The organism is Mesorhizobium sp. M0292 (assembly GCF_040321695.1).
Taxonomy (GTDB): domain Bacteria; phylum Pseudomonadota; class Alphaproteobacteria; order Rhizobiales; family Rhizobiaceae; genus Mesorhizobium.
Genome location: NZ_JAMYSB010000030.1, coordinates 35346 through 52987, shown reverse-complemented (window position 1 = coordinate 52987; position 17642 = coordinate 35346). Strand labels below are relative to the sequence as shown.

16 protein-coding genes are annotated in these 17642 nt (G+C 62.3%); 10 read left to right on the top strand and 6 right to left on the bottom strand.

Annotation, left to right across the window (positions count from 1 at the left end; translation table 11 throughout):
- Positions 1 to 276 precede the first annotated feature (276 nt).
- Positions 277 to 549, top strand: a complete 273-nt coding sequence (locus tag NKI96_RS29190; protein ID WP_023668815.1) for an exopolysaccharide production repressor protein — start codon at positions 277 to 279, stop codon at positions 547 to 549.
- Between the two features lie 47 nt (positions 550 to 596).
- Here the strand turns inward: NKI96_RS29190 and NKI96_RS29185 are convergent, their stop codons facing one another.
- The 6 genes from NKI96_RS29185 to NKI96_RS29160 all read right to left on the bottom strand — a co-directional run bounded on the left by NKI96_RS29185 (position 597) and on the right by NKI96_RS29160 (position 6321).
- A complete protein-coding gene (locus tag NKI96_RS29185; RefSeq protein ID WP_023711265.1) occupies positions 597 to 2432 on the bottom strand; it encodes an ABC transporter ATP-binding protein in 1836 nt (611 codons plus the stop codon).
- A gap of 5 nt (positions 2433 to 2437) precedes the next feature.
- Positions 2438 to 3415 carry a phosphoenolpyruvate carboxykinase (ATP) gene (locus NKI96_RS29180; RefSeq protein ID WP_023689982.1) on the bottom strand — a complete coding sequence of 326 codons (978 nt, stop codon included), beginning with the start codon at positions 3413 to 3415 and terminating at the stop codon, positions 2438 to 2440.
- The gene (locus NKI96_RS29175; protein ID WP_023689983.1) at positions 3412 to 5331 is read right to left on the bottom strand and encodes a lasso peptide isopeptide bond-forming cyclase; all 1920 of its coding nucleotides are present in this window, start codon (positions 5329 to 5331) and stop codon (positions 3412 to 3414) included. Before NKI96_RS29175 ends, NKI96_RS29180 begins: the two co-directional genes overlap by 4 nt.
- A 3-nt stretch (positions 5332 to 5334) precedes the next feature.
- The gene (locus NKI96_RS29170; RefSeq protein ID WP_023689984.1) at positions 5335 to 5709 is read right to left on the bottom strand and encodes a lasso peptide biosynthesis B2 protein; all 375 of its coding nucleotides are present in this window, start codon (positions 5707 to 5709) and stop codon (positions 5335 to 5337) included.
- Between the two features lie 25 nt (positions 5710 to 5734).
- Positions 5735 to 6004, bottom strand: a complete 270-nt coding sequence (locus NKI96_RS29165; RefSeq protein WP_245259933.1) for a PqqD family protein — start codon at positions 6002 to 6004, stop codon at positions 5735 to 5737.
- Between the two features lie 164 nt (positions 6005 to 6168).
- Positions 6169 to 6321: a lasso RiPP family leader peptide-containing protein gene (locus NKI96_RS29160; protein ID WP_023684233.1), complete on the bottom strand. Its 153-nt coding sequence runs from the start codon at positions 6319 to 6321 to the stop codon at positions 6169 to 6171.
- Between the two features lie 486 nt (positions 6322 to 6807).
- Here NKI96_RS29160 and NKI96_RS29155 point away from each other — a divergent pair, with 486 nt between their 5' ends.
- From NKI96_RS29155 to NKI96_RS29115, 9 genes are all read left to right on the top strand, one after another.
- Positions 6808 to 7932, top strand: a complete 1125-nt coding sequence (locus NKI96_RS29155; protein WP_023694205.1) for a nucleotidyltransferase family protein — start codon at positions 6808 to 6810, stop codon at positions 7930 to 7932.
- Positions 7933 to 8077: 145 nt separating this feature from the next.
- The gene (locus NKI96_RS29150) at positions 8078 to 9100 is read left to right on the top strand and encodes a glycosyltransferase family 2 protein (protein WP_023694204.1); all 1023 of its coding nucleotides are present in this window, start codon (positions 8078 to 8080) and stop codon (positions 9098 to 9100) included.
- 127 nt (positions 9101 to 9227) lie between these two features.
- A complete protein-coding gene (locus tag NKI96_RS29145) occupies positions 9228 to 9623 on the top strand; it encodes a cytochrome P450 family protein (RefSeq protein ID WP_023694203.1) in 396 nt (131 codons plus the stop codon).
- Positions 9624 to 9744: 121 nt separating this feature from the next.
- A complete protein-coding gene (gene exoK, locus NKI96_RS29140; RefSeq protein ID WP_023694202.1) occupies positions 9745 to 10644 on the top strand; it encodes an endo-1,3-1,4-beta-glycanase ExoK in 900 nt (299 codons plus the stop codon).
- Positions 10645 to 10699: 55 nt separating this feature from the next.
- Positions 10700 to 12031 carry a UDP-glucose dehydrogenase family protein gene (locus NKI96_RS29135; protein WP_023694201.1) on the top strand — a complete coding sequence of 444 codons (1332 nt, stop codon included), beginning with the start codon at positions 10700 to 10702 and terminating at the stop codon, positions 12029 to 12031.
- 31 nt (positions 12032 to 12062) lie between these two features.
- Positions 12063 to 13142 (top strand): glycosyltransferase, encoded by a 1080-nt coding sequence (locus tag NKI96_RS29130; RefSeq protein WP_023702333.1) that lies wholly within the window; start codon positions 12063 to 12065, stop codon positions 13140 to 13142.
- A 223-nt stretch (positions 13143 to 13365) separates the two neighbouring features.
- Positions 13366 to 14607, top strand: a complete 1242-nt coding sequence (locus NKI96_RS29125; RefSeq protein WP_023696969.1) for a glycosyltransferase — start codon at positions 13366 to 13368, stop codon at positions 14605 to 14607.
- 221 nt (positions 14608 to 14828) lie between these two features.
- A complete protein-coding gene (locus NKI96_RS29120; protein WP_023694198.1) occupies positions 14829 to 15998 on the top strand; it encodes a glycosyltransferase in 1170 nt (389 codons plus the stop codon).
- Positions 15995 to 17458: a lipopolysaccharide biosynthesis protein gene (locus NKI96_RS29115; protein ID WP_023684224.1), complete on the top strand. Its 1464-nt coding sequence runs from the start codon at positions 15995 to 15997 to the stop codon at positions 17456 to 17458. The genes NKI96_RS29120 and NKI96_RS29115 overlap by 4 nt, the downstream gene beginning before the upstream one ends.
- Positions 17459 to 17642: the final 184 nt, after the last annotated feature.

Below are 17642 nucleotides of genomic sequence, written 5' to 3'. Positions count from 1 at the left end.
CATGACGAGTTAGGCCACCACCCCTGCGTGTGCATCGCAGCATGGCGGAGTCCAAGCCGCCGCCAAGCCGAAAATTATTGCTGGTTGCCCTTGCCGTCAGTTTCGCGCCTTAATAGAGTCGCAAATTATTCCTGATAGAGTCTGGATGGGTTGGGAAGGCCGGAAGCAACCGGCCGAAAAAGAGCAGCTAAATAAGCTCGCATGGCGAATGGGGAGATACTCGGGTGGGTAAGTCATCGCTTTTGCATGCTCGGGCCGGTTGACGGGCCGCCGAACATGTCATTACCAAAATTCGTCATTGGAATGGTTTTCGCCCTCGCGATCGTGGTCGCGTGGTCCTATGTCGACGGCGCGACGGTCACCACAACGGTGCTTCGCGTCATCGGCTGCGCTGTCCTCATCCAAATCGGTTATTTCCTGCTGGTGTATGTTATGATCGCCAGGAGCGCGCCGACATCGGCCGACAGGGCTCGCGACGCCGAAAGAAGCCTCGGCGCCGACAAGGCGGTTGAAGGCGAGAAGCTCTCGGCGAGGCGCAGCGTGCATTGAGCAGTCTGAAGCCGCAAGGTCGGCCTCGGATCATCTTGCAGCCGGACTCAGCCTGCTTCGGCCGGCTCGGGTTCCGATTGCTCGCCTGAAAGCATTTTCGACAGGCGGCTGCCGGCCTTCGCTTTCAACCTCTGATATTGCCCCACTTCGACGATTCGTCCGTTTTCGACTGCAACCACCCAGTCGGCGAAGGCGATCATCGATGGCCTGTGCGCAATGGTCAGGATCGTCATCGATCCGCGCAAGCCGTCGATCGACTTGGCGATCAGGGATTGGTTCTGCCAGTCGAGCGCGCTGGTCGCCTCGTCGAGAATGAGCAGCGAAGGTTTGCGCAGCAGCGCGCGCGCCAGCGCGATGCGCTGGCGTTCGCCGCCCGAGAGCCGGACGCCGCGGTCGCCGACCACCGTGTCGAGCCGCAACTCCAGCCGCTCGACGAAGTCGGCGCCATGCGCAGCGCGCAGTGCAGTCCACAGCTCCGCGTCACTGGCTTGCGGCGCGGCAAGGCGCAGATTGGCGGCGATCGTATCGTGCAGCAGGAACACGTCTTGCGGCACATACGCCACCTGGTCGCGCCAGCGCCGGCGATTGGCCGCGCCGATCTCGACGCCATCGGCCAGGATCTTGCCCTCGCTCGGTTCGAGCAGGCCAAGCAGCATGTCGGCAAGCGTGCTCTTGCCCGATCCTGACGGACCGATCAGCGCCGTTACCTTGCCGGCGGGAAGGCCAAAGGTCACATCGCTCACCACCGGCTTGCCGCCGGCCTCATAGGCAAAGGAGACATTGCGGATGTTGAGCCCGACATCGAGCGACAGCTTGGCATCCGATTCGAGGTTTGCCGGCTCGCGTTCGGCATCGAAACGCGCCTGCATGTCGCGCATCGAGGCATAGGCCGGCAGATTGATCAGCACCTGCTGCGCCTGCATCTGCATGTCCATGAAACGCGGCGCGATGCGCATGAACACCAGAAGCAAGACTACGATCTCGGCCAGTGAGAGGTTGAAGCGGACCAGGGCGACATAGATGAACAGGCTCAGACCAATGACGCTGGCGACCTGGAACAGCGCGGTGCCGATGGTGCTGTTGCGCACATAGTTGATGTTGTCGGCCTTCATCTTCTCCAGCGTCGCCCGAAGCTGCGCGTAATAGGTCGCCTCGACATTCAGGCTCTTGGCCACCTTGATGCCGCCGAGGAACTCCGAGACCGTTCGGTACTGCTCCTGGCGATTGCTGGTCAAAACCCGGCCGAAGGCGCTGGCTCGTGCCCGAAACGGCTGCAGTGCCAGGAAGGTGACGATGCCGACGACAATGGCAAACGCCGTCATCACTGTCGAAATGAACAGCGAGACAACGAGATAACCCGCCAGAAGCACGGCGATCTGCACCAGCATCAGCAGCGAGAACGCCGCCGACTGCACGCGGTCGATATCGCCGGTCAGCGCATGGTCGAGATCGGAGCTGCGCATGCGCGCGAATATCCCCCACCGCGCCTTGCCGATGCTCTCGAACAGGTTCATGCGCAGGCGATTGATGAAGTCGAGCAGCAGCCGCGCCATGTAGACGGATTTATAGCGGTTGAACGCTGCCTGCAGCGCGACAAGCCCGACCAGCAGGCAAAGCACCGTGGTCAATTGCAGCGTTCCGTCCGGAGCCAGCCAGCGCACCCAGTCGCGGTCAGGCAACCTGACCGCGAAATTCTGCTCGGGTCGCCCGACCAGATGCAGCAGCGGCACCAGAAGCAGGATCGAGATGCCTTCGGTCAGGCTTCCCAGGATCAGGAACAGCAATGCCGTGAAGGTCCTGCGCCCGCCGATCCGGGCCATGGCGGCGCCGAAGCCGGCGACATCGCGGTAAAACGAAAAGCGCAGGATCTGCGATGCGGACATGTCAGTCACCGCGGCCCTTTGTCGGCCGCCAGATCGTTTTCGATCAGGGCGACGGCTTCGCCGATACGGTCGAGCCCGGTGGGCACTTCGAGGCGACAGACGCCGATCTGGCTGGCCAGGGCGGCGCATTGGCGAAGATGTGTCGTGGCAAAATCGCCGACCAGGGCTGGACGGCCGAAACGCGTCACATAGGAAAACTTGATGATTGCCGGCAGGGCGCCGATGCCTGGCAGCGGCGTGATCGCTGCCTTGTCGCTGCGCTCGAGGATATAGATCCGGGTCGCCGGCACCGCGTCTGCCGCAAATCCGGCGTGCAGGCGGTGCTGCATCTTGTCGATCGCCGCATGCACCTGCGGGCGTATCTCTGCCTGGCGGATGGGAAACGCGGCGGCGGCATCGGCGGCGAGCTTCAACTGCGGAAAACCCGGAACGATCATCGGCCGGTCCCTGAGATCGAGCGCCACGACATCGTCGGTCAGCAATCGATGCCCGGCACGGATCATCGCGCTCGCCGTCGTCGATTTGCCGGCGCCCTTGTCGCCCATGAAGACCGCGCTCTTGCCGCCGACCGCAATGGCGCTGGCGTGCAGGATGAGCAGGCCGCGCTGGTGCAGGAGCAGTGCCATGACCGGACCGAGCAGCGGAAACGCCAGCAGCGCGTCGTCGACATCAGGCGCCGGCTCCACCTCGATGCGGCAGGCATCGGTAATCAGGAAGGCGCCGACCGTCTGCCATGCCAGATATTGCTGCCGCGCCTCGAAGCGGAAAGCAGTTCCGGTCTCGGGCGAGGGTTTTGGCAAGTCGATCGGGCCGACTGCAATCACCACATCGACCGCCGCCGGCGCGCTCGGCTCCAGCTCGGGCAATTCGACCTGCGAACCGATCGTCAGGCCATAAGCCCTGTAGAAGCGTTGCGCGCGAGCCTTGGGATGGCCGGCATCGCGGATCGCATCGGCGGTGAGTGGCATGTTGGCCAGTGTCATGCTTGGCTCCCGCGCTGTTGCACCTGCCTTAGCCACAGCGACAACGCGATCGAACGCCAGACATACTGGACATCGGGCAGGGTGGCTTCGTCCGGTTGCCGCGAGATGCGGCCATAGGCGGCTGTCACTTCGGGCAAATTGACATAGGGCGCGATCAGCGCCGCATCCGCTACCAGCACCTTGTCGAGGAGATCACGGTGATTGCCGAGCATGCCTTTGACCAGGTTCGAGGTGAAATCGATCTTGTCGCGCCGCCACTGCACCGCCGGCGGCAGGATACCTTCCATGGCGCGGCGCAGCACCGAGCGGCCAAAGCCCTGGTTCAGCTTTTCCGCGCCGGGCAGCGCCAGGCAGAACTCGACCAGCGGCTTGTCCCAGAAGGGGTAGCGCGGCTCGACGCCGAAATTGGCGGCGGCCTTGTCGAGAACCTCGAAGGCGTGCGGCACCATGCCGTTCGACAGCAGCCAGCGATGGGTCAAGGTCTCGCTGGCGCTGACCGCGGGCGGCATATAGCCGGCCCTGCGGAACCGTTCGACGAGGTCGGTACGCATCGCCAGGTCCGGATTGATCAGGGCGCGCCAGCTCGTCGCCGGCCGCCCAGTGGGATGGCGCCGCAATTTGCCAAGCACGCGGTTCGCGAACCGCTTGATTCTCGCGATGCGCCAGGCCGGCCCGTAAAGGGTAAGGAACTGGTAGTAGAGGCCGAGCATGCCATCGCCATAGGTGTTGGAGGCGCTGCGCAGCTCGCGCCACAGCTCCATCCATTTGCCGGCGTCGGCGAGTTCGTGCAGATGGCCGTGGCCTTGCGAAACCACCTCGTCGCCGCCATGGCCGTCCAGCAGCACCTTCATGCCCTTGGCGCCGGCCGTCCTGTAGATGTCGCGGGTCAGCGACAGGCCGGGGGCCAGGAACGTTTCTTCCTGCTCTTCCAGAATGCGTTCGAATTCCGCGAAGGGCGCGTAGTTGCCGACGGAAATCAAAGTGCCGTCGACCTTCTCCTGTCCAAGCACTGCCTCGATGAAAGGCCGCTCGTCCATCGGCGAACCCCTTTCGAACACCAGCGAGAAGGTCGGCAGCCTCGGCTTGCGCTGCGCGGCATTCTGAAGGCCCGCCACGCAGGCGATCGAGGAGGAATCGAGGCCTCCGCTCAGCATCGCCCCGACCGCCCGCGTGCCGCGCATGCGGTTGCGGACCGATTGCGAAAACAAATGCCGGAATTCCTCGGCCGTATCCGATCGCATCGGCCTTGGCGAGGGTTCGATCTGCCAGTAGCGGCGCAACACCACCTGGTTCCCGGTCACGGTCAGACTGTGGCGCGCGGGCAGACGGAAGATATCGGCATAGGCAGTCGATTGCGGATCGTCGGGCAGCCCGGCGAGGAAGCCGGAAATCTGGTGTTCGCTGATGCGCATGTCGACGCCGCCGACATCGAGGATCGGCCCGATCTCCGAGGCAAAGACGAAACGCCGGTCGCTCGAATGGTAGTAGAAGGGTTTGACGCCGAAATGATCGCGCACGCAAAACAGCTTCTGGCGCTCGGCGTCCCAGATGGCAAAGGCGAAGTCGCCCTGGAGATATTCGGGACAGGCTTCGCCCCAGCGCAGATAGGCGCGCATCACAAGCACGGCGTCGGCAACCGAATTGTCCCGGATGCCGAGCCTGGCCAGCAATTCGTCGCGATTGTCCAGCCGGCAGTCCGCGGTGATTGCGAGCTTGCCGCCGGCCATGGTCAGCGGGCCGGGGCCGGCTTCATCGGTGGTGTTGAGCCAGGCGTGGCCAAGAACGACGCCCTCGTCGATCCACCACGAACTGCCGTCAGGCGCGCGATGCTGCATGCGGGCAAGCATGCGCTGGATGTCGGCCGCGGCGGCCTGCCTGCCTTCCTGCCTCAGCAGAATTCCGGCGACGCCGCTCATCGCTCACTGGCCGTGGTCGACGAGATGGTTAAACCTGCCAAGCGAGCCGCCGAGCACGATGTGGTCGCCGCTGACCAGCCAGGCATGCGCCTTCAACTCGGTGCCGGTGTCGCGCTCGATGCCGATGCGGATTTTTGAGGCGTTGCCCTGGCGGGCAAGCAAATACTGGCCGGAAAGCGCTTGGGTCAGACAGCTTGCGCCAGGCACCAGGCGGGCAGCCGCAGCCACGCCCCAGGCGACACGCCTGAGATCGCCGATGTCGGCTGGTTCGCGCGCGTCGAGCCGGGTCACCACGCGGCGCACTTTGTTGTAGGAAAGCAGCGTCAGCCCCAGCCGCACCGCCACGACCACCGCAAGGCAGTGGGCGAGAAAGAGCATCTCCGGCCCGCTCAGTGAGAAAGCTCTAGACAAGTTCCTCATCATGGAGCCTCGCAAGCCCGGCGTCCGCCAAGCCCTTCAACAATCCATCGACATCGGCCTTGCAGCGTTCCGGATCGACATTGTAGCGATCCAGCACGGCGCTGCGGATTTCGGAAATCGGCCGCGGCTCCTGGATCAGCTCCCAGATATAGGCGCCGACGCTGTTCAGGCTGTAATAGATGTTGGACCTCATATCGAGCAGCGCCAGGCCGTTGCCGAATTCGCAGGCCACGGCATCCTTGCTCGCGCTCATCCGATCATGGTCCGTGGGGTTCCAGTCCATTCCTAAACCTCGCTCACAACACCAACGCTTCGGCAATTCCGGACAAAGACGCGAGAGCCGGGGTTTGACCCCCGACTCTCCTTAGTGCGCTCTGTTTGCAGAGTCCGGACTTTGTCACCCCAACGAGAGAAGACTCAGGAGAAGGTGAGTTCGCCGACCGGCGTATGTGCCGGAAACGAGGCGTCGAGTGCCGTAGTACCGCTACCGCCTTGCGTGATGGTCTCGATCGAGCCGTGGACCGTCAGGCTAGGGGTTTCGTACTCATGCTTTTCAACATTCTGTTCCAATTTACTCTCCACTTGTGGACTGGAAGCGGCCTGTCGATTGCCGGCAGCGAGCTATTGCTGCACCGCAATAGCTGCATGGCAGCATTTATGAGTCAAGCCTGATTTACCCGCCGTTAATCAATTCTCGGTTGCGGTAGCCTTCAATGGTGATCAAAACCGCTTGCATTTTCACAGCCTAGGTGATTTCAGCGGAGTGACCGTGGTTCTTAGTTACGTAGCTGATTTTATTATATTAAATTTTCTAGTCGAACGCTCGTCATTTGGGCGCTAGCGCGTGTTCCCACAAGATTGTTGCTGACGTGTCGGGCATAGGCTCCGATCAGGCGACGCCTTGCATCGTTGTACGACTGTGTCGTTAGACGCAGAGGTTGCAGGAAAATTGTCTCCAAGGAAAAAACTGGACGCGGCGCATGAATTTGGCGATGCTTTGCTTCGCACTTGCAATATAACGCGCCTGGCGAATTTTTTGCGGAGATGCTGCAGCAGATGGCCTTGCAGGAAGGGACCTTCGAAAGGTTGCGCGCCGCTGGCTGCGCCGACGAAGTGGCCTATGTGCAGGCGTGCCTGCGGCTGTTCTTCGCCTCCGGGGCGAGCCCCAGCACCGCGCCTGCACCGGCCATCTCCGTTGCCGATGTTTGCGACATCGCCAGGCTCAACAAGGTCGCCACCTTCATGCTGAAGGCGCTGTCGCGCCCACCGGCGGGCGAGACGCCGCCGGGATTGCTCGAGTGGCTCGACACTTATCGCCGGCGCACGATTGCGATGAACTCGTCCGGCATCATGGATTCGATGGCCATCGACAAGGCGCTGCGCGGCAGCGGCATCGATTTCGTATTCCTGAAGGGGCCCCTCCAGCAGCAACTGCTCTATGGCGACCATTTCATGAAGCCGTCCGGAGATGTCGACATATTGGTGTCGCCGGCCGGCTTCTTTAGAGCTCGCGATGCGTTGCGCTCGATCGGCTACGAGGTCGCCGGCAAGTCCCGCTCCGTCTGGTGGGTGCGCTTTCTGGGCGAGCAGCACATGGTTCGCAGCCAAGGTCGGAAATTGTCCACCGTCGATCTCCATTACCGGCTCCAGCAGCCGGGATCGCCCAGCCCGCGCGATACGGAAGGGTTCCTGCGCCGCAAGCGCGCGCTTGCGATCGCCGGCTCCAGCGTGCCGTTCATCTCGGCCTCCGACACTTTGCTTCTGTCCTGCATCAGTGTCGCAAAGGCGCTGTTCAACCGCGAGCCATGCGCGGGCTATGTCTGCGATATCCGGGCCGCTGCCAGTCGGCTGAGCGAGGCCGAGCAGCAGACTGTGCTCGACTACGCGGCCGAGCAGGGGCTGGCCGACACCCTGCTGCTGGGCCTGCGCGCCGCCGATGTGCTGCTTGGTGGCGCCGGCACGCTGCTGTCGGATCGGGCCACCAGGATCCTGTCACGCATCGGCAATGAAGACCTGTTCCACATGGTCATCGCGCCGTGGCTGTCGTCGCTCAGATGGCCGCAACGGCGCACCGTTTTGTGGGAATTGTGCGGCCGCGAACCTGTCCGCTACCTGACCGAGGCCGGCTGGGCCGCGTCAGCCGACCTCAGCCGGCGGATTTTCGAGCGGGAAAGCCGGTGACGATGAGGGTCGTCATGCAGCAGGCAGAAAACGTTCCGTCCCGATCCGCTGGGGATGGATCATGGGAGGATGGATCGGGGTCCGGCGCCGCGCGCCGGGAGGGCGAGGGGCCTCGCGACACTTTACGCAATCGAAAGGCCATCCTATGTCCATGACAGAATCCCGGGTCTGCGTGATCATCGCGGCGCGCAACGCGGCCCGGACCATTCCCGCAGCCATCGCCTCGGCGCTGCGCGAGCCGGAGGTGGCGGAAGTCGTCGTCGTCGACGACGCCTCCACCGATGACACCGCAAAGGTGGCCAGCGCTGCCGATGATGGCAGCGGCCGGCTTTCGGTCATCCGGCTCGACGCCAATCGCGGCCCGTCCTTCGCCCGCAATACCGCCATTGCCGGGTCGAAATCACCTTTCATCAGCATTCTCGACGCCGACGATTTCTTCCTTCAGGGACGGTTTCGCCAGCTGTTTGCCAGCGCCGACTGGGATTTCGCCGCCGACAACATCATGCTGATCCGTGACGATACGGCGACCGATGTCTCGAAGATCGTCGCCCCGTCCTTTTCGGCGGACCCGGAATTCCTCGACTTCGAGCGATTCATCGAGGGCAACATCTCCAGACGGCGTGTCCAGCGCGGCGAACTCGGCTTTCTCAAGCCGGTGATATCAAGAGCTTTCCTCGACAGGCATGGGCTGCGTTACGACGAGAACCTGCGTCTCGGCGAAGATTACGAACTCTACGCTCGCGCCTTTGCCCTTGGCGCACGCTTCAAGGTCATCCGTTCCTGCGGCTATGGCGCGATCGTGCGCGCCGATTCGTTGAGCGGGCGCCACAAGACACAGGATCTGAAGCGCCTCGCCGATGCGGATCTGGCACTGCTCGAGATCGACAGCCTGCCGGAAGGCTCCAAGGCCCTGCTGCGCAAGCACGAGCGGCATGTGCGTGACAAATACCGGCTGCGCAATTTTCTCGATGTGAAGGCCGAGCGCGGCATGGCGTCTGCCGCCGCCTACGCGCTGGCCAGCCAGTCGAACTTCATTCCCATCGTTGTCGGCGTGGCCGCCGACAAGCTCGATGCGTTGTTTCGCCACGCCGGTCTGCCCCCGCGGCAGCAGCCGGTGCCGCCCTTGCGCTTCCTCATGGCCGCTACCAGCACGGCGGCGCAAAAGTAGGCTCCGCCAAGTCCGGGACGGCGGCCGCAAGGCTGAAAAAATTGCCTTTCTGAAACTCGGAGGTTGCCTACACGCCCCGACGATGGCACTGTATGTTGCGGTGCAGCAATTTTGGAAGGCCAACCGGATGGCTTCAATTTTCGGCTTCAGGTCCAGGGACCCAGCGCGCGACAAGCAGACCGATCTGGCGCGTTTCGACCGTCTGGCAAAGCTGTTGGATCAGATCACGGCCGAGATTGCGGCCGAGAAGACCGGGTTGGAGGCCCGCTACCGGTCGAAGTCCACCAACGCGGCCTTCCTGGTCGAGTCGATGGAGAACGGCTCGGCGTCGGCAAGCAAGCTGTCGGAAGTCGGCGAGCTGACGAAGTCCATCCTGAACTGCGAACAGCGCATCGCCGAGCTGGTGCGTCAGACGAGCCGGATGAAGGAACTGCGTCATTCACTCGACGCGATCGTCGGCGAGGATGGCCAGGGTTCTGATTCGCACGGGGAATATGTCAAACCCGCAGGTCGCTTCGGCTGAACACGGTCACACGAGACACAGAAGAGAAAGTTCGGGGACGGAGGATCGGGATCGGCCCGTTAGCAATGTGGGCCAATCGGTGACTTTGGGTTGGGGCGGAACAGCACAAAGGTGAATTGATATGCACGCAGATCCGAAGACGACGCCCATGGCGGCAATCGATGCCATGATTTCGACGCGGCCAAATCGGCCAATGCGTCTTGTAAACCCAACGCGTCTTCTATCCGTTGGTGCGCTTCTGTTGGCGGCAGCCGCAGCTCTGCTCGGCGCCGCCCACCCCTCCCGCGCCCAGGACGCCTCCCCGGAGATGCAAAGCGCACCGTCCTTCGTCGACGATTTCAAGAGTTTCGATCGTTCGCGCTGGTATGTCTCCGACGGTTGGTCGAACGGCAATCACCAGAACTGCACCTGGTCGAAAAGCCTGGTAAAAGTTTCCGACAACATGCTGACGCTCGGCTTCGAAAAGCGCAAACTGAAGGACCGCGAGTTCGCCTGCGCCGAGATCCAGACCAAGCAGCGCTTCGGCTATGGGACCTATGAAGCACGCATGAAGACCGACACCGGATCCGGTCTCAACGCCGCTTTCTTCACCTATATCGGCCCTGCCGACAAACAGCCCTGGTATGAGATCGACTTCGAGGTGCTGACCAAGGATACATCCAAGGTGCAGGTCAACAGCTACATCGCCGGCAAGCCCAAGAACGAGAAGCTGGCCGAGGTCGAAGGCGGCGCCGACAAGGGCTTCAACGACTATGCCTTCATCTGGGAAAAGGACCGGCTGCGCTGGTACGTCAACGGCAAGCTGGTCCAGGAAGTGACCAATCCCGAGCAATTGCCGACCCACTCGCAGAAGATATTCTTCAGCCTCTGGGGCAGCGACACGCTGAAAAACTGGATGGGCGCCTTTTCCGACCCCGGCCGCCAGGTGACGATGCAGGTGCAGCGCGTCGCCTTCACCGCGCTCGGCCAGCCGTGCCAGTTTCCGGAATCGCTGGCATGCAGTGTAAGCAGCATAAAGTAGATCTGAACCGGCCCGGCTATATAAGGCCAAAGGGCGTGAACAGGAATTAACCCGAATGAATTTGACGGTCTTTGGAATTGGCTATGTCGGTCTCGTGCAGGCCGCGGTGCTGGCGGAGGTCGGGCACCAGGTGGTGTGCGTCGATGTCGATGAAAAGAAGGTCGAGCGGCTCAACCAGGGCCTGGTGCCGATTTTCGAACCGGGACTGGAGGCCCTGGTCAAGGAGAACCACGCCGCCGGCCGCATCAAGTTCACCACCGATGCCGCCGCCGGCGTCAAGCATGGCGAGATCCAGATGATTGCGGTCGGCACGCCACCCGGCGAAGATGGTTCGGCCGACCTCAAATATGTGCTGGCGGTGGCCGAGACCATCGGCCGCGAGATGGACGGTCCCAAGATCGTCGTCGGCAAGTCGACCGTGCCGGTCGGCACCTGCGAAAAGGTGAAGGCCAAAATCGCCGCGACGCTGAAGGCGCGCGGGCGCCAGGACCTGGCTTTCGACGTCGCTTCCAATCCTGAGTTCCTCAAGGAGGGTTCCGCCGTCGCCGACTGCATGAAGCCTGACCGCATCATCGTCGGCACCAACAGCGAGGACACCGAGGCGGTGATGCGCGAGCTCTACGCGCCGTTCAACCGCAACCACGAGAAGATGATCGTGATGGACGTGCGCAGCGCCGAATTCACGAAATACGCCGCCAACTGCATGCTGGCGACCAAGATCTCCTTCATGAACGAGATGGCCAATCTGGCCGAGCAACTCGGCGCCGACATCGAGGAGGTGCGCAAGGGCATCGGCTCGGATCCACGCATCGGCTATCACTTCATCTATCCCGGCCTCGGCTATGGCGGTTCGTGCTTTCCCAAGGATGTCCGCGCGCTGATCAAGACCGCCGAAGGCGTCAAGTTCGACGCCAAGCTGCTGCGCGCCGTGGAGGAGCGCAACAATGCCCAGAAGTCGGTGCTGTTCGACAAGGTGCACCGTTATTTCAAGGGCAGTCTCAAGGGCAAGACCTTCGCGCTCTGGGGCCTCGCCTTCAAGCCCAACACCGACGACATGCGCGAGGCGCCGGCGCGCGTCCTGATGGAGGCGCTGTGGCAGGCCGGCGCCAATGTGCAGGCCTACGACCCCGAGGCGATGCAGGAATGCCAGGCCATCTACGGCCTGCGCGACGACCTTTTGTTGTGCGGCACCAAGGAGGCGGCGTTGCGCGGCGCCGACGCGTTGCTGATCGCCACCGAGTGGAAGAGTTTCCGCGCCCCGTCCTTCGACGCGGTGAAGGATGCCCTGACCACGCCGGTCATCTTCGATGGCCGCAACCTCTATGATCCCAAGGTCATCGCCCGTCACGGCATCGAGTATTTCTCGATCGGCAGGATGGCGGCGTGAAGGCAGGGCGGCACAACGCGGAGCCAGGTTCATGAAAGTTCTGTTTGCAGGCGGCACCGGCTACACGCCGCAATTCAGCGGGGGCGTCCAGTCGAGCACCCACCACCTGGTCGAGCAATTGCGCGAAAACGGTCACGAGGCATCCGTTCTGGCAGCGCTGTTCGGCGACGGCATGTTCGGCTTCAGGGCGCGCGCCAAGATGAAGCTCCTTCGTCAGCGCGCGGTCATCGACAATTTCCCGGGCTATCCGGTTGTACGGGCGTGGTTTCCCTGGGAAGCGGCCGGCTTCGCCGTCAAAAAGTTGAGGCCGGATGTCGCGGTCGTGCAGTGCCACAATTCGGTGCCGATCGGCAGAGAGTTGCAGAGGCTTGGCGTGCCGCTGACCGTCTATCTGAGGAATGTCGAATTCGACGAATTGGCCGGCGATCTGCGTGAGCTCCATTCGGCGGTCTATATCGCCAACTCCGAGTTCACCGCGCGCGCCTATAAGGCAAAATTCGATATCGATTCGACGGTTATTCCGCCGACCATCAATCCCGCGTTCTACAGCACACCGACGACCGGTGAATTTGTCACGCTCATCAATCCATATGAGGAAAAAGGCTTCGATCTTGCGGTGCGCATTGCCGCCGCCTGTCCCGAGATCCCGTTCCTGTTCGTCGAAAGCTGGAAGCTCGACGACGATCATCGAGCCCGGATCGAAGCAACAATCTCTCCCCTTCAGAACGTCAAGCTGGAAAGCCGCACCAGCGACATGAAGACGGTCTACGGCCGCACGAAAATCCTGCTTGCGCCCAGCAAATGGGAAGAAGCCTGGGGCCGGGTGGCCTCGGAAGCGCATTGTAGTGGCATTCCCGTGGTCGGCTCGCGGCGCGGCGGTCTGCCGGAAGCGATCGGCGCCGGCGGCGTGGTACTGGACTACGACGCCCCGCTCGCCGACTGGGTCGCAACGATCAGGCGGCTGTGGAGCGATGAGGCCGAGTACAAGCGGCTGTCAGCGACAGCACGTCAGTTTTCGGAGCGGCGGCAAATGAACCCCGACAGCCAGTTCGCAACGTTCATGGGCGTTCTCGACCGCGCAAGACGTGTCGGTTTGGAGCGCGCAGCCTAAACGCGTCGTGTTGCAGTTCAGCTGAGACGCTGCACGACCGTGGTCGCGCAAAGTTCCCGTTAGCCAGGTCCAGGCGTCGTGCGCCCGTCCGGATCACTTTTAATTGCTGCAGTGCAATATCTTGTGGCACTGCAGCAATCAACGTGTATTCTGCCTGTCTACATTAGGGCTTGTGCGATATGGACCGCTTGGTCCGAGCAAGCCCCAACCTTATGGGCGGGTCATGCGCGTGGGCTTTGTCGTCGGCGAATTCCCTCTGCTTTCGGAAACCTTCGTCGTGGACCAGATGGCTGGGCTGCTGGCGCGGGGCTTTCAGGTCGAAGTGGTCTGCGAAAAGATGCAAGGTGACCACCGAATTGACCGGCAAAGCGAGCCGATGGCGACGCTGCTCGCCAGAACCCGACATTGGTGGCGATGGGCCGCTGTAATCAGCAAATTTGTACAGCGTCTGCCGCCGCGTCTGCGATACAAGGCCTCGACCGTTCTCGACATCGCCTTTGCACGCCGCCTGAACCGCTGCGACGTGATTGTCGCCCACTTCGGACAGAACGGCGAGAGAGCAGCCGCACTGAAGAAATGGAAGGTGCTCAAACCACCGATCATAACCATCTTTCACGGCGCGGACGTGGCGATCCCGGCGCGGCAGGCAGTGCTCGCGACACAATATGCCGGGCTGACCAAGCATGGGACCCTGAACCTGCCCGTCAACGATTACTTCCGCACGATGCTGCTGGAAGCCGGCCTGTCCCAGGCGAGCACGACGGTCCACCATATGGGAATTGACACCCGCGAAATCGGCTATCGCTGGGAATCGTGGGAAGGCACCCAACTGGTCGTGACGACGGTTTGCCGCCTGGTCGAAAAGAAAGGCGTCGAGTTCGCCTTGCGAGCCCTGGCCTCCCTCAAGGCCTCCCAGCCGCAGCTAGACTGGCGTTACGACATTGTTGGCGACGGTCCTCTGCGGATGAATCTGGAGAGGCTGGCCGTAGAGCTGGGCTTGGCTGGTCGCGTAACATTCCTCGGCAGCCTCCCTCACGCAGAGGTGAAAAGACGGCTTCGCATGGCGCATCTCTTTTTGCTGCCAAGTATCACTGCCAGCGACGGGGATATGGAAGGCATTCCGGTCGCGCTCATGGAGGCCATGGCCGCCGGATTGATTGCGGTCAGCACGTATCATTCGGGAATCCCGGAGCTCATCAAGGATGGGGAGACGGGGTTGCTTACGCCCGAGCGAGATATTTCAGCGCTTGCCGGCAAGCTTGCCTGGGCCGGGGAGCACCCGACCGAATGCGAGCGTATCGCGCTTGCCGCACGCCGCAAAGTCGAGGACGACTTCAACGCAGATGTTCTGAATGAACGTTTTGCGCAGATCGTTACCCAACTGGCCACATCGAGCCCTGCGCATGAACCTGCCGGTCATGTCGGGGTTTCCGAGGGCCTGGCGGATCCTTCATCTGCCGGCTGACACTGCTGCTCTGCGTTTGATCGGCAGACACGCCAAGCCGAGGGAAATCTTGCTACAGTGCACCAAAAATGTTGCAGTGCAGCAAGACCTATACTAACGTCCCTGCGGGTGGGCCAACAGCGGTAGAGTTCCATGCTGCATGTCTTGTGCCTCCGGCACCCTGTTTTCGGCCCGGCTTTTGTCAAGGGCACACCGGCTCTCCGCACGAGCGCATCCTGCCGATGAAGATTTGCTTCGTAGTCGACAAGTTCCCCTCATTGTCCGAAACCTTTGTTCTCGACCAGATAGCCGGATGCCTGGAGCGCGGCATGGAAGTCGGCGTCGTCTGCAACGAGACGTCCTTCGGCAGGGACAGCAACATCGATGATCCGCGCTGGCAGGCGCTGCCAGGAAAGGTCATATGCTGGTGGGGTGGCCTGGGTCGCTATCGCCCGCTGCTCAGGAAGTGGTCCGGCAGGTTCTGGGACAAGCTCTCGACCGCCATCGACATTGCTCATGCCCGAAAACTGCAGGGCGCCGACGTCATCGTTGCCCATTTCGGCAACAACGGCATGCGCGTGGCCCGCGCCATCAAGCGCGGGAGGATTTCCGCTCCCCTGGTGACGATATTTCACGGCCGTGATGTCGGCGAACCGCTGCATGACAATACGCTCGCGCGCTACAAGATTGTGTTCGAAAAGGGCGTTCTTCAACTGCCGGTGAATGCGTTTTTCCGCGATGCCTTGATTGAGGTCGGTGCATCGCCGGAGCAGGTTGTGGTTCACCATATGGGGGTGCGGCCGAGTGACATCGACTATCGGTGGCGTTCATGGGAGCAGGCTACGCTCTCTTTCATCTCGGTCTGCCGCCTGACTGAAAAGAAGGGCATCGAATATGCGCTTCGCGCGCTTGCTGGCCTGCCGCGGCGAGACTGGATCTACTCGGTGATCGGCGGCGGAGAACTTCTCGAGCAGCTGAAGGGGATCGCCGCAGAGCTCGGCATTGCCGACAGGGTGAATTTTCTTGGGCCCCGGCCGCACAGCGAAGTCAAACAGCGTCTGCGCGATGCGCATGTATTCCTGCTGCCCAGCGTCGGCGCCCGCGATGGCGATCTGGAAGGCATTCCGGTTTCGCTGATGGAAGCGATGGCCGCCGGCCTGACGGTGGTCAGCACATATCATTCCGGGATCCCTGAACTGATCGACGATCACAAGACGGGTTTTCTCGTGGCTGAGCGGGACGTTGCGGCGCTGACCGGAAAGCTTGCCTGGATCGCCGAGAATCCGAAGCCGTGTGAAGAGATCGCTCTCGCGGCGCGCAAGAAGATCGAGGCCGAGTTCAACTCCGATCTGCTGAACCAACATTTCGTGGAAATCGCCATGCGGCTTGGCGAAACGAGGTCGCTTGCATGAACGCCAATCCGCCCCCCCAGTTCGGTCGTGTCGCCCTGCGCGGCGGGCTGGTAACCATCGGCGCCCAGGGCTTCAAGATGGCGATCCAGTTTCTCTCCGTCATCGTGCTGGCCCGTCTGCTCGTCCCCGAGGATTTCGGTCTGGTGGCTTCCGTCGGGCCGATCGTCGCCTTCGTCGGGCTGCTTCAGAATCTGGGCCTGCAGCAGGCTGTGGTTCAGCGCAAGGACATCAGCAACCAGCAGCTCAACCAGGTGTTCTGGATCAGCGCGCTCGTCGGGCTGGGTAGTGCCGTGGTAGTGGCCGGCCTGGCGCCTGCCATCGCCGCGTTCTATGGCGATCAACGTATGTCCGGCATCACCCTTGGCTCTGCCCTGCCGCTGCTTCTCGGCAGTCTGGCCGCAGTGCCGCTGGCGTTGATGAACCGGCACCTGCAGTTCGGCCAGCTCGCACTGAACGACGTGATAAGCGCCGCCGCCGGACTTCTGGCCGCCGCGATCGCGGCCTATGCGGGGTTGGGCTACTGGTCGCTGGTCATCGGCCCGGCGGTTTCGGCAGCTATCGCCCTGGCTGCCGCCTGGCTGGTGGCGCGTTGGACGCCTTTGCGGCCGGACCTGAAGGTCGATGCCGATATATTGTCGTTCGGCGCCAACCTGACCGGCTTCAACCTCGCCAACTTCTTCTCGCGCAATCTCGACAACATTCTCATCGGAAAATATTCCGGTGCGATCGAACTCGGCTATTACGACCGCGCCTACAAGCTCCTGTTGTTCCCGCTGCAGAACATCAACCAGCCGCTGACACGGGTCATGGTGCCGCTGCTCAGCCGCATTCACGATGACAAGGCCCGCTTTCGCGATATCTATGTGCGCACCAACTGGATGCTGGCGGCCGTTACCATGCCGGGCATCGCGGCGCTGACGCTGACCTCTAATCAGATCGTCGGACTTCTCTTCGGCGCGGGCTGGGCACCGGTCGCACCGATCTTTGCCTGGCTGGGCATCGCCAGCCTGGTCCAGTCCGTTTCAAGCACGACGGGATGGATATTCATCTGTCAGGGCAAGACGAAGACCATGTTCCATTGGGGCATCTATTCGTCGCTGACGACCGTCGCTGCCTTCGTCGTCGGCCTGCACTGGGGCGCCGTCGGCGTTGCCGCGGCCTATGCCATCAGCGGTTACGTGCTGCGCGTTCCCGTGCTGGCGCTACTGGTCCATCGCGTCGGTCCGGTGACCGCCGCCGACTTCCTGCTCATGCAGGGGCTTTTCATCGCCTCGTCCCTGCTTGCCTGGTTCCTGTACCTGTGGTTGCCGGCGTCTCTAACGGGCCAGTCAGACCTGCTCGCGGTCTTTTTGGCGCTTGCCCTCAACTACGGCATCGGTCTCGTTTTCATGCTTGCCGTCCCGCAGTCGCGACGCGCCTTGTTCACCACCCTGTCCAACGCCGCGCGCAATATCCGCTGAGCGGCCGGCGATCAGCGGCGCCAGCAGGTTTGTGGCCGACATTGCCGAAGCATGTTCTTCGAGCACGGCCTGAAGGCTTGTCTTGCGATAGCGGTCGAGATTTCCCGCAAACCGGCCGAGCTTTTCGCGCGCCTCTTCGGGCGTCACGGTGTCGATGTCGAGCAGCACATCGTCGACACCGATT